At 38.3% G+C, this 12,019-nt stretch carries 12 protein-coding genes and 1 other RNA gene; 4 read left to right on the forward strand and 9 right to left on the reverse strand.

Annotated elements, in window-relative coordinates; all coding sequences use genetic code 11:
* On the reverse strand, nucleotides 1-123 hold a 123-nt coding region (locus SYJ56_RS25345), incomplete at its 3' end, for a transposase (protein WP_323839140.1).
* 208 nt (nucleotides 124-331) lie between these two features.
* On the opposite strand from SYJ56_RS25345, the gene SYJ56_RS25350 reads away from it, so the two are divergent.
* On the forward strand, nucleotides 332-1,867 hold the full coding sequence (locus tag SYJ56_RS25350) for a TlpA family protein disulfide reductase (protein WP_323839118.1): 1,536 nt from the start codon (nucleotides 332-334) through the stop codon (nucleotides 1,865-1,867).
* 194 nt (nucleotides 1,868-2,061) lie between these two features.
* Here the strand turns inward: SYJ56_RS25350 and SYJ56_RS25355 are convergent, their stop codons facing one another.
* The 6 genes from SYJ56_RS25355 to SYJ56_RS25380 form a co-directional block, all read right to left on the reverse strand.
* Nucleotides 2,062-2,988, reverse strand: coding sequence for a hypothetical protein (locus SYJ56_RS25355; protein ID WP_323839121.1), 927 nt, complete (start codon nucleotides 2,986-2,988; stop codon nucleotides 2,062-2,064).
* A 155-nt stretch (nucleotides 2,989-3,143) separates the two neighbouring features.
* Nucleotides 3,144-3,371: a hypothetical protein gene (locus SYJ56_RS25360; RefSeq protein WP_323839123.1), complete on the reverse strand. Its 228-nt coding sequence runs from the start codon at nucleotides 3,369-3,371 to the stop codon at nucleotides 3,144-3,146.
* Nucleotides 3,372-3,933: 562 nt separating this feature from the next.
* Nucleotides 3,934-4,290, reverse strand: a complete 357-nt coding sequence (locus SYJ56_RS25365; protein ID WP_323839125.1) for a pyridoxal-dependent decarboxylase — start codon at nucleotides 4,288-4,290, stop codon at nucleotides 3,934-3,936.
* Complete coding sequence (locus SYJ56_RS25370) at nucleotides 4,190-5,518, reverse strand: pyridoxal phosphate-dependent decarboxylase family protein (protein ID WP_323839127.1); 1,329 nt, start codon at nucleotides 5,516-5,518, stop codon at nucleotides 4,190-4,192. Before SYJ56_RS25370 ends, SYJ56_RS25365 begins: the two co-directional genes overlap by 101 nt.
* Before the next feature lie 293 nt (nucleotides 5,519-5,811).
* Nucleotides 5,812-6,375: a DUF3109 family protein gene (locus SYJ56_RS25375; RefSeq protein ID WP_323839129.1), complete on the reverse strand. Its 564-nt coding sequence runs from the start codon at nucleotides 6,373-6,375 to the stop codon at nucleotides 5,812-5,814.
* Between the two features lie 39 nt (nucleotides 6,376-6,414).
* Nucleotides 6,415-6,894: a DUF4442 domain-containing protein gene (locus SYJ56_RS25380; RefSeq protein WP_323839130.1), complete on the reverse strand. Its 480-nt coding sequence runs from the start codon at nucleotides 6,892-6,894 to the stop codon at nucleotides 6,415-6,417.
* A 119-nt stretch (nucleotides 6,895-7,013) separates the two neighbouring features.
* On the opposite strand from SYJ56_RS25380, the gene rnpB reads away from it, so the two are divergent.
* Both rnpB and SYJ56_RS25390 read left to right on the forward strand, forming a co-directional pair.
* An RNA gene (gene rnpB, locus SYJ56_RS25385) (RNase P RNA component class A) lies at nucleotides 7,014-7,424 on the forward strand.
* 17 nt (nucleotides 7,425-7,441) lie between these two features.
* A complete protein-coding gene (locus tag SYJ56_RS25390; RefSeq protein WP_323839132.1) occupies nucleotides 7,442-8,599 on the forward strand; it encodes a sigma-54-dependent transcriptional regulator in 1,158 nt (385 codons plus the stop codon).
* A gap of 185 nt (nucleotides 8,600-8,784) precedes the next feature.
* Here SYJ56_RS25390 and SYJ56_RS25395 read toward each other — a convergent pair whose 3' ends face one another.
* Nucleotides 8,785-9,780 carry a long-chain-fatty-acid--protein ligase gene (locus SYJ56_RS25395; protein WP_323839134.1) on the reverse strand — a complete coding sequence of 332 codons (996 nt, stop codon included), beginning with the start codon at nucleotides 9,778-9,780 and terminating at the stop codon, nucleotides 8,785-8,787.
* Between the two features lie 67 nt (nucleotides 9,781-9,847).
* On the opposite strand from SYJ56_RS25395, the gene SYJ56_RS25400 reads away from it, so the two are divergent.
* Entirely contained in the window at nucleotides 9,848-10,519 is a 672-nt protein-coding gene (locus SYJ56_RS25400) for a hypothetical protein (protein WP_323839136.1), read from the forward strand.
* Nucleotides 10,520-10,610: 91 nt separating this feature from the next.
* On the opposite strand, the gene SYJ56_RS25405 is transcribed toward SYJ56_RS25400, so the two are convergent.
* Nucleotides 10,611-11,645 carry an LLM class flavin-dependent oxidoreductase gene (locus tag SYJ56_RS25405; RefSeq protein ID WP_323839138.1) on the reverse strand — a complete coding sequence of 345 codons (1,035 nt, stop codon included), beginning with the start codon at nucleotides 11,643-11,645 and terminating at the stop codon, nucleotides 10,611-10,613.
* Nucleotides 11,646-12,019: the final 374 nt, after the last annotated feature.

The following is a 12,019-nucleotide window of genomic DNA, read 5'->3' on the forward strand; positions in this document are numbered from 1 at the left end:
TATATCTTGATCCACCAACTCCTTAATCGCACCCTTCAAAATACGAAACCTGTATTTAGGGACCCAAACAATATGATAATCACATTTGAAAACTACATGGCTTGATTTCCTGTATTTGGTCATAGCCCAAATATAAGCATAGCTACTAGCACATGACCACCTGCAAAGCAGGTGGATTTCTAAGTTGAATTAAATCGTTTACAACTGAACTAAGAATCCTAAAAAATCATAAAATATTTTTTTTTCGAGAATGCAATTCTTAAAATGATTAAGTTTTTATTTTAACGAATTTTTTATTAACCACACTTGCAATCACTTTACCCTAAAAAATATGCTACCTGATTTTTATAAGGCAATTCCCATTCTTTCATACCTGTTTATCTGGTGTATTTCATGTTATTCTCAGAATACAGGAGAGCTTACAGAGGGGAAGGAGGAAATCTATAACACAACAATTGTAATAAACCTCAAAAAGAATGCTGACAGGGAATCTTTGTCGCTTGCACAGCATAATCCGCTGTTTTTTAGTCCTAGGTATATTGCTCTCCCCGCCAATTCAATTGATACTTCAACCAATCTGAAGACAGTAATAAGAGTAGCTATAGAAAAGCCGACTTATTTGTCCCTAGGTTTCAGTTTTTTATATATAGAGCCGGGAGATAGCTTAAACATGGACTTTGAGGTCTTATTGCAAACAAAGGAGCGCTATAAGGACACCTTACACATTAATCACGGAAATGTATTCTTTAAACAAAGAAATGTCGGTATCCTACCCTCGTTCAATAAATATTTGTCCAATATTTACGATTCTCTCAAAAACATAAAAACTGCTGATGGAATGGCTGAATCCCTGTCTATAGAACATCTTAGCTCCATGGCCGATAATTGGACGGAACTGATTTACAAAGAGCACCCCAACCTGAAACATAAAAGTCCTATTTTTGAAACTGTAAAAAAATTTGGTGCAGACCAGTTTGAACGACTATTAATGTTCAGGATTATGCATCTTTATACCTACACCAAAGAAGAATCTTTAAGAAATGCAATTGAAAAAAGTGTGCTAAATATCCTTCAATACTATTGTGTGCAAGAAGATGATTTTGATAACATCATGACTTGGGGAAAATATGAAGCCATCTATAGCTTTTTCAAGGAAATGGATCTAGACGCACAATCTATTCTTGAAAAGTTCAATGGCTGTAATGAAACCGTTAAGCAGTATGTACAGCTCAATCTTTTTAATGACGGAATGTTAAGTGAAGAACAAAAACTAGCGCTTATTGACAAACTGACCTATCCTGCTTTTAAGGAATATGCCATTCAACTGGATCAGAATCCCCATCTCGGACCTGAAAAATCGGGATACATAAACAATGCAATTAGAGAGGCCCGGTTATTTGATGTGAATGACAAAGAGCTCGTTTTTGAAGAGCTATTTAAGACAACAGCGCAGCCCTATCTATTACTTGATTTTTCAGGTTCCTGGTGCAAGCCCTGCCTGGAAGAGATGTCTGTCTATGCAAAAACAAGACATTTGGACAACTCGAAAAAAGTAAGGCCTATTTGGCTGTTTTTCGAAAATGATAAAACAAAATGGCTCAATATTGTAGAGAGATACAATTTAAAAAAGGAAAACTGCTTTTTGGTTGTGGGTGAGTCAGGCCCCATATTACAGAAAGAGTTCGCTTTGTTGTTTGGCTGGGAAGGGGAATTCCCCCACTATTTTCTTTTTGCCAAAGAGGGGGAAATAATAAATAGGAGAGCGAAACCACTATCCATGTTTGAGGAAAACGATGTGTCTAATTTGCCGCCAAGGGAAAAAAACAAGAACGCCGCACCTCCATTACCACCACCACCAATACAATAACCTAAAATATGATAAAGGCAATTCCTACGCATGTTATCAATCTTTCATCAAGAACTGAATTGAATCTCCCGAAAAAAGATAAATTCTCTGGCACTTTCCTGTCAAACCGCTACACAGTTTGAGCGGGCTACGAACCTTGAAATTTACTACATTGCCTGCCATTACTTATACAAAATGTTAGCTATCGTTTTAATTCATTCTTTTATTATAAGTCTTTCATTGGGATAGTCAATAGTCAAATTGAATTTTTTTATGACTTCAAGTCCTATTTTTCCGTTTCTACCACTTTCAGAATATATGTTATTTGGTAAAAATGCTGTTGGAATACTGTCAATCTCGATATCCCCAAGCAGGAATTTTTCTGTTATTCCGATATAAATTTCATATTTTCCAGATATTCCATACCCTTCCTTTTTCTCTGCATTTTCAGGTATATCAAAACCAGTTATCGTTGAGGGTATTAGCTCCAGTGTACCCAGGTTTCCTAAATCAAACTGAAGTTTTATCGTTTCGATTGAATTCTTATTAGCCTTTATTTTACAATTTATGTACGGCTTATTATCATGAAAACTTAATGCTAATGTATTTCCAGACTTAGTATCAATTGCCTTAGAATTCTTATAAACTATGCCTTTACCTAATTCAAAATTCAATTGTATTGGAAAATCATTAAGAATATCGTACCCAATCATTCCATCTATTCCCATCTGCTCTATATAAGTGCTAAATTCTCTAGGAAAGCGTTGCATGTCAGTTAAAATAGCTGATACATTCTCAAATCTTATTGATTCGAAATGAAAATTTAGATTATGAATAAATCGACCATCTATGTTATGGACACCTTCCTTTGAATTTAACTGTTCTCCTTGGACATACTTCAGTTTATTTGTTTGCTCATTTGGAAAAATCAAAATTTGATTTACTCCGGTATCAAAGATGAATTGTAATGTATCCTTTTCTGTTATAATTGGAATTAATATAAAACCTTTCGACAAATCAATTTCAAATTCATTCGTCGACTCCAACCCATTCTCAAACCAATAGATTTGTTCCTGTTTGATTTTTTCATTACAACCACCCAAGAACAGTAGTAGAATTCCGAATGCAATAATTCTCGTCATATATTTATTTTAATGATAGCTAACGTTTAGGCTATGAAACGTAGGGCTTTCGAAGCGATTACCTGTCCACCGAAACCAAAGTTCACTAAGTGAACGAACCTTTCTGAAAGCCTTGTCTGCCCTATGTTTTCTTAGCCATTGTTGACATTAGTTTTTTATTTTCTTTTTACATAAAGTATTAATCTCCACCAAATCAATAAGTTAATAGTCTGACTTAGTCCTATTAGAGGAAGTTCAGTAGTCCAAGAGTCAATACCACCATACCTTAAACCACCACTAAGAAGTTGACCTGGAAGAGAAGCAAGAAGCAATATTCCATAAAGGATATTGTCGTAAATACCTTCGAATGAAAAAGGGTCAGAAGGGTATAAAGTATAAAGCATAATTGTGCTGAACCCGACATAAATTGAAGCCCATATCAACGATATTTTGGAGTCTTTTTTCAATTTATCCAAAAATCAATAGTCCAATCTAGTAGTTGAGGAACGTATATGTATAATAATACACTGATAGTTGAGTATGCGTAAAAAATCAAAATAAATGTCTTAGTGTAAACTCTGGTTGCTTTGTCGGTTTTCATTGGTCTAATAAATGCTAATTCACCAATCCAAGAAATAGTAAAAAGTATGTTCAGACTGAGTCCAATGAAAATATACAAAACAGGAATTGTCACATACCCAATGAAGAAACTCAAAAATCCAATGAATAACATATAAACATTGTAAACAATCCTATTTAATTCCCACCAACCAATGGTTCTTAAAACTGTCGTATTATTTCTATTTAGGAGTTTCATTTCAAATTAATGCCAACGTTTTGGCGCTTGGCGAAGAAGCGGATTTCGAAGTACTAAACTTTCTGCCAACACTGAACTTGATACGAAAAATAAAGCTTCATTTAAGCACTGAACCCGCTTTTTTGCCAAACGCCTGTTACCTGCTGGCATTATTTCAGTTCGTTAATTATTTCTGTCATTAGTTTTGTTGCTATTTCTATATCATTCTTTGATGTCCGCCAATTTACGAACGATGCTCTAATTCCTTTCTTTCCGTTATAAACTGTTGGTGTCATAAATACTTTTCCTGTGTCGTTTAAGTTTGTTAAAAAGTTGGAAACCTTATCTTGATTTTCTTCTCCACTTAAAGTAAAGCAAACATTGTTTAGTCTTACTGGTGCTAATAATTCAAATGCTGAACTTTTTTCAATGAATTGTCCCAAATAATTTGCCATTTCGATTGAGTTTTCTACAATGTCTTGATAGCCTTTCTTTCCATAAGCCTTCAATGAAAACCAAACAGGCAAGGCTTTTAATCTCCTTGNCTGAACTTTTTTCAATGAATTGTCCCAAATAATTTGCCATTTCGATTGAGTTTTCTACAATGTCTTGATAGCCTTTCTTTCCATAAGCCTTCAATGAAAACCAAACAGGCAAGGCTTTTAATCTCCTTGAATTTTCAGGCAAAAAGTTCAAATAATTAAAATTGTCAAGCGGATTTCCCAAATAAGGTGCGTTAGAATTTTGGAATGTTTCTGTTTGCAAAATTTTATATCGTTCTTTTACGAGAAATATTGCACTTTCGTAAGGAACATTTAACCATTTATGACAATCAATTGTTATACTATCGGCATCTTCCCAACCGTCCATTAAATACTTGTGCTTTGGCGAACAAACTGCAAATGCTCCAAATGCTCCGTCTATATGCCACCAAAAATTATGCTTTTCTTTAAGTTTTGATATTGCTTGCAGGTCATCAAAATCAACGGTATTAACCGTTCCACCACTTGTAATAAGTATAAATGGCTGTCCGTTTAGCTCCTTCATTTTTGCCTCCAAATCTTCAATATCTATACTTTCCCTATTTTCTTGTGTAACTTTAACTTTCTCAAAATTATTACTTCCAATTCCCAACATTGAAAGCGATTTTATTGCAGAAGAATGCGGTAATGCGGATATAGTATTAATTTTCCCTGTAACGCCATCCCTCGCAAAGTCCTTCCCTAATTGTTTTCCTATCCATTGTCTTGCAACTGCAAGACAAGTAAAATTTGACATTGTTGCACCCGTAACAAAACCGCCAATAAAGTCATTTGGAAGATTAAAAAGGTCTAAAAGTAGATTTATTGTTTCTATTTCAATCATTGCCGAAATATCGCCTTGTCCTTTTGTGGCTTGTGTGTTTTGGTCATAAATTGAAGTTAGCCAATCTCCGATGATAGAAGCAGGTGTTGAACCCCCTGTTACAAAACCCCAAAAACGAGGTCCAGAAGTAGAAACAATTATTGGTTCAAACCTTTCATTGAATTGTTTAAGAGTATCTATCGTCCCCAAACCGTTTACAGACAAATTCGGTTTTCCAATTATTGTGTTTTTGGTGGACGTTTGTCTGTCCGAAATATTGTTCAAATATTCAAGTCCTTGTTCTTTTACTTTTTCAAGTAAATTGTCAAGTTGTAATAAGTCATTTTGTAATTGTTCGTTCATTGTACTGTCGTTGGTTATGCTTGAAGGTAACTTATTTATTGTAGCCATAAAATGGCGTTTATCTTCTGATTTTGGGTGGCTAAACGCCACAAAACTCCAATTTTAGTGGCGTTTATTTTCCCACAGATCATCGAAAGGGGATTTGATTTCTTGCAAGAAGAATCAAACTAATGAAATTTATAGCCGGATCGAAACCCAATACCTTCCGGCCCATTAACTGCCTTAACATCTATTATTAAACCATCAACTTTTTTTATATTCTTTGGCACATGATCCTAAAAATATAGAAAATAGCAGAAGCGATAAGAATGATTTTGAAAATCTCTAATCTCAAATTAATTTCAACCCTCAATTTCCTCCACCAACTCCGCATACCATGCCTCCCCATATTTACGAATGAGAGCATCTTTCAGGAATTTGTAAATCGGGACTTTTAGGCTGGATCCAAGTTGGCAGGCTGGATCGCAGATATGCCAGCGATCATAATTCAGCGCATCAAATTGATCGTATTTGGTAATCCGGATCGGATACATATGGCAACTGATAGGTTTTTTCCAGGTAATCTTCCCATCCAGATAAGCCTGCTCAATTCCGCATTTCAGAATTCCTCTTGTATCATATAAGGCATAAGCACATTCTCTGTTGTCCCCGATAGTTGGAGTACCCTTGTCGCCATCCTTATCGAAAACCCAAGTTCCTTGCTTTGCGATAGCCTGACGACCCTCTTCGGTGATGTAGTCTTTGACGATAGGGTAAATGTCTTCGATGATTTTGGTCTCCTCGTCTTCCAAAGGAGCGCCAGCGTCACCTTCCACACAGCAAGCACCCTTGCAAGCCTCAAGGTCACAGACGAAAAAATTCTCTTTAATGTCATCCGAAAGCACGGTATCCCCTACTATAATCATGGTATTCTTTGTTAGACTGCAAAGGTAAGCAATCGAAAATTAGGCATTCGGCTTCCTTAAGTCTTTTCTTCTGACATAGACTCCTTTTTGCAACTTGGCAATGATATTTCCTTCCCCATCTTTTACTTCACAAGGAAATTCAAATACTCCCTTGCCATCACGATCAACCGCCATTTTGATATCAGAAATCTGGGCCGGTGAGAGTTTGAATTCTGCATAAACAGTTCCCTTTCCAGGTTTTACAAATTCAATACTTGCGGTCTTATCCCAGACTATATAGTCATCATTGAGCTGAGTGATGATGATAAACATAAAAAACGGATCACACATGGCGTATAGAGAACCTCCAAAAGCGGTGCCCAGCAGATTCCGATTGTACCATGTAAGTTTGAGTTTGGTGCGAAACATGGAGAAATCGGCTGCATAATCGATCACCTTAATCCCTGAAAACAAATACGGTGGATACCAATTGATCAGTCTAATAAGTCTTCTAAACTTCTTGTTTTTCCTACTATCCATGTGAAAAAGATAAGTCAAAAGCCTCAGAAAAAGAACGACTTACGATATCACATTTATTATCGATAATTTCCTACACCACATTTATAAAACCGATAGCTAGAAATTACCGTACTTTGCAACGTGCAAGTCGTCTTGTCGCCCCGATAGTTATCGGGGAGGAAAGTCCGGGCAACATAGAGCGCCATACTTCCTAACGGGAAGGGGGCTGACTGGTGACGGTCAGTTTACAGCCAGTGCAACAGAAAATAAACCACCTTTCGGCGAGCTCAGGCAAGTCGATGGGAAAGGGTGAAAAGGTGGAGTAAGAGCCCACCGCTCCGGCAGTGATGTCAGAGGCATGGCAAACCTTATGGGTTGAAAGATCAAATAGGTTCCGCGTCGGATTTAGTTCCGAAAAAAGTTGCTCGCTTTTATGCGGAATGGGTAGATCGATGGATCCCAATTGCGAAGTTGGGACTAGATAAATGGCAAGAAACTGATTCTGGAAACAGATGAGGAAACAGAACCCGGCTTATAGACTTGCACTTTTTTATTTTATATTGAAACTATGTCGAAAATACTGATCATCGATGACGAAAAAGTCATCCGCGCTACATTACGCGAAATTTTAGAATACGAGAAATACATTGTTACCGAAGCCCAAGATGGAGAAGAAGGCTTGGCAAAACTGCAAGAAGAAGATTACGATCTGGTTCTCTGCGATGTGAAAATGCCTAAAATGGATGGTATAGAAGTGTTGGAAAAAGCAAAGGCTCTCGAGAAATCACCTCAGTTCATTATGATCTCGGCTCATGGCAGCATAGAAACTGCTGTAGAAGCGACCAAGAAAGGTGCTTTCGACTTTATCCCAAAACCTCCTGACCTTAACAGACTCTTGCTTACTGTGAGGAATGCTTTGGAGAAGAAGAATCTCGTAACAGAGACTAAAGTTCTCAAGAAGAAGCTTTCCAAAAAACTGGACATGGTGGGAGAATCAGCAGCCATTCATCAGGTGAAGGAAACAATTGAAAAAGTGGCTCCTACAGATGCCAGAGTTCTGATCACTGGCCCGAATGGAACAGGTAAAGAACTTGTTGCACATTGGGTGCATGCAAAAAGCAATAGATCCTCTCAGCCTTTTGTAGCAGTAAACTGTGCAGCCATTCCTTCAGAGCTCATAGAAAGCGAGCTTTTTGGACATGAAAAGGGAGCTTTCACCTCAGCTCACAAGCAGCGTCAGGGTAAATTTGAACAGGCGCAAGGCGGCACGTTATTTCTGGATGAAATTGGCGATATGTCACTTTCAGCCCAATCCAAGGTACTTCGTGCACTCCAGGAAAACCTGATCAACCGTGTTGGTTCGGACAAGGACATTAAAGTTGATGTACGTGTACTGGCTGCAACTAACAAAGACTTAAAAAAGGAAATTGAAGAAAACAGATTCCGGGAGGATTTGTACCATAGATTGAGTGTTATCCTGATTCAGGTGCCTGCTCTAAAAGATAGAAAAGATGACATTCCTTTACTTGTAAATAAATTTTTGGAGGATCTCTCTCAGGAAAATGGAGATGCCAAGAAAAGTTTCAGCAAAGCTGCATTGGCGAAACTACAGGAATATCCATGGACTGGAAATATCCGTGAACTGCGAAATGTGGTAGAAAGACTGGTGATTTTGGGCGAACCTGAGATTAGCCTAGAGGACATTAAAAAATACGCTGACTATTAAGTCGGCGTATTTTTTTTAGCTATTGGCGTCCTGAGAAGTTGGAGCCTTCGCGTAAGCTGGACATGGTTTACTTGAAGCACATGCTCCCAAAGCTAAAATTCCAATCAATAATGCTGCAGTGGCTAATTTTTTCATGTTTTAAGTTTTATGCGGTCAAATATGTTCAATTATTAATTAGATAGCAATTACTGCACCAAGAGATTACATCCTCTAATTTCACTGTTGTCAAATCTCCCGAGTACTTCCAGCATTCCATTTTCATGAAATCTTCCTAAATCTTGGGTTTCAATAAAAGCACAAGAATGAAAATTTGCCAAGTCGATCACATTGATTCCTCCCTGTGATCGCTGAGAAATGGAAAGCGGATCATTGACATCCCTTAACATAACGCGCATCGAGTTAGGAAGGATATATTTCCCCTGACCTTTTGAATATGCCTGAGACATCAGCTCGGTCATTCCGTATTCTGAGTGAATCACATCTACACCGAAAAATGGCTTGAGGATATCATGAACTTCCTCCCGGATCATCTCCTTCCTCCTACCCTTCATGCCACCTGTCTCCATGACTACAAGATTTGGAGGTGCATTGAATTGCTTCCCTGATTCGGCTAAATCCAGCAAAGCAAAAGTTACTCCCAGTAGTAATACCTTTCTTCCATCGCTAGCCAGCATCTCCATTTTCTCTATCAATTCATCTTGATTGTATAGATAAAAACCTGAATGCGCTGATCTGCTTTCACGAATAAAGTGATCTGCCATACTTACAAGACTGCTTCCTTCCCTCTCCAAATATGCAGGCAAAAGTGCCAGGACATGGAAATCAGATAATGGACCATATATACTTTCAAAAATGTGCTGCGCATGAGTTAAGTACCACTGCTCTGACCAAATATAATGTCGGCTAGTGATCATGCCTCTAGTACCAGAGCTAGAGAAAAAGTCTGTATAATCAGCAGTATTTCCTGATACCACTTTATGATCTTTAAAAAACCGAATGGGTAAAAAAGGAATTTGATCCAAGGATTTCACCGAATCCGTATGTATGTTACGAGCCTTCAGGTATTTCTTGTAGATCGGATTTGCCTGCGATTGGAATTGAAAAAGTTGAAGTGCAAGAGTTTCAAATTCTTCCGATTTCAAATTACTTAGTCTACTTGAAAAACTTTTAAAATCCTGCATCGTTTTATATTTTGCATCATCCAATCAAAGTATTGGTGTAATTTGATGGTAAATTTACTTTCGCCCTATGCGTTTAAAAAGCTATTTAGGAATATTCTTTTTGTTGATCCTCGCGGCAGCCTGTATCAATCCACCGGATAATTTCCCTTCAGTACCCCAAATCACCTTTGAATCAATCGTTTACGCTCCTACTTCGGGTGCAGATTCCCTGATTATAGGAATTGACTTTCAGGATGCTGAAGGAGATCTGGGATTATCTGCAACGGATGATGATCCTCCTTTTCAGGATGTGGAATATCAGCGGAATTCCAGTGGTGACTTGATCACATACAGTACAAGACCTGCAGAAGCACCTTCTTACAATCCTATAGACTGGTTAGTAGATCCAATTGTGAACAACCAGGTTGTTAAAGACACCATTTGGGTAAAGCAGAATCCAAATCAGTTCAATATTTTCGTGAAGTTCTTTATCAAGAGAAATGGACAATTCACAGAATTCAGATGGCAGGATCCTCCTTACTATACCACCTTTAATGGTCGTTTTCCCAGAATCTTGACCACTGACATCGGTCAGGCCGTAGAAGGAAATATCAGCTACGGGATGCTATCCTCAGGCTGGGAGTCTATTTTTAGGAATGATACTATACAAATTGCTGTGGAGATTCAAGATAGGGCGCTCAATAGAAGTAACGAAGTGTTCAGTCCTGAAGTGACTCTCTCGCAAATCACAAGGCCTTAGATCCATAAAGCCCTGATAAAGGGCTTTTATAAAAATATTTTTTAATCATGATGTCAGCATAGCTTGACTCTCCTTTTTTGATAATTATTTTCTAATAACCGAGCGCCTTTCGCACAGCTGGTGCGACTACTTCTCCGTAAAGCTCAATTGCCTTCATTAGTTTGTCATGTGGCATAGTCCCCACACTCAAATGAAGAAGATATCGGGTCAGCCCCATCATTTCCTGTTGCATCAGAATCTTATCAATAACTTCCTGTGGGCTTCCCAACACAAGAGAGCCTTCTTTGGAACGCATAGCATCAAATTGTCCTCTGTTCATTGCGGGCCAGCCTCTTTCTTTGCCCAATTGAGTCATCACCAATGCATATGGACCATAGAAGTCATTTGCTGCCTGCTGTGAATCCTCTCCCACAAACCCATGAGAGTGAACAGCAATCTGGATTTCTTCAGCATTTCTACCGGCCTTCTGCCAAGTTTCTCGGTACAAGTCGGTGAAGTAGGTAAACCGATCAGGATTTCCTCCTATAATGGCCAAGGCTAATGGCAAACCTTTTTCTGCAGCTCTTACCACTGACTGTGGGGTGCCACCAACAGCCAGCCAAACAGGAATTTCCTTTTGAAAAGGCCTAGGATATACTCCTCTGTTCGCTATCGCAGATCTGAATTTCCCTCTCCAACTTACCTTCTCCGTCTTATTCAGCTGGAGTAGCAGATCAAGTTTTTCAGCAAAAATGGCATCGTAATCATTCAAATCCTGACCAAAAAGCGGAAAGGACTCTATAAACGAACCCCTACCAGCCATGATTTCTGCACGGCCAGCGGATAACAAATCCACGTGAGCAAATTGCTGAAATACCCGAACGGGATCTTCCGAGCCTAGGACTGTGACCGCACTAGAAAGCTTGATATTTTTAGTAGTAACAGCAGCAGCAGCCAGAACTGTGGCAGGTGAAGAAACAACAAAATCAGGACGATGATGCTCGCCAATGGCATACACATCCAAACCAACCTGGTCTGCAAGTTGGATTTCTTCCATAAGATTTTTCATCCTTTCGTAAGAAGACAAAGTATTTCCAGTCTGTGGGTTCGGGGTAATTTCAGCAAAAGTACTTATTCCTAATTCCATAATATTTCAGCAAAATTTGCCTTCACAACAGTCTACTCGCTATAAAAAGTTTTACCTAAAAGAAGATTTTATAAAAAAAAGTTAACCCTTTTGAGAAATTTTCACAGACTTAAAGAAGGAACTGGTTCAGAGTAAAATTTCTTGTTCGCTTTACTTTTAGAGGTCCCGATACGCTTGTTAGCGGTGGGTATTTTTACTGGTGGTCTGTTATTAATTCCGTCTTTGAGGGGATAAAGGTCAAAGATTAGTGTTAAGCATTTAAAAGTAAAAAACACACCTTCTTAGAAGGTGGCTTTGAATAGCCCCTGTAAGGGGCGTTTGGCATTGAACTAGAAATCAAAACCCTGTTGTTGGTCTTCTTCCTTTCGTTCTTC

This window comes from Algoriphagus aurantiacus (genome assembly GCF_035156405.1).
Lineage (GTDB): Bacteria > Bacteroidota > Bacteroidia > Cytophagales > Cyclobacteriaceae > Algoriphagus > Algoriphagus aurantiacus.

Coding starts and splice junctions, on each gene's coding strand:
- SYJ56_RS25360 (WP_323839123.1), bottom strand. CDS start 3,371: ATGCTTTATACTTTATACCCTTCTGACCCTTTTTCATTCGAAGGTATT.
- SYJ56_RS25350 (WP_323839118.1), top strand. CDS start 332: ATGCTACCTGATTTTTATAAGGCAATTCCCATTCTTTCATACCTGTTT.
- SYJ56_RS25375 (WP_323839129.1), bottom strand. CDS start 6,375: ATGATTATAGTAGGGGATACCGTGCTTTCGGATGACATTAAAGAGAAT.
- SYJ56_RS25400 (WP_323839136.1), top strand. CDS start 9,848: ATGCGTTTAAAAAGCTATTTAGGAATATTCTTTTTGTTGATCCTCGCG.
- SYJ56_RS25395 (WP_323839134.1), bottom strand. CDS start 9,780: ATGCAGGATTTTAAAAGTTTTTCAAGTAGACTAAGTAATTTGAAATCG.
- SYJ56_RS25390 (WP_323839132.1), top strand. CDS start 7,442: ATGTCGAAAATACTGATCATCGATGACGAAAAAGTCATCCGCGCTACA.
- SYJ56_RS25380 (WP_323839130.1), bottom strand. CDS start 6,894: ATGGATAGTAGGAAAAACAAGAAGTTTAGAAGACTTATTAGACTGATC.
- SYJ56_RS25355 (WP_323839121.1), bottom strand. CDS start 2,988: ATGACGAGAATTATTGCATTCGGAATTCTACTACTGTTCTTGGGTGGT.
- SYJ56_RS25405 (WP_323839138.1), bottom strand. CDS start 11,645: ATGGAATTAGGAATAAGTACTTTTGCTGAAATTACCCCGAACCCACAG.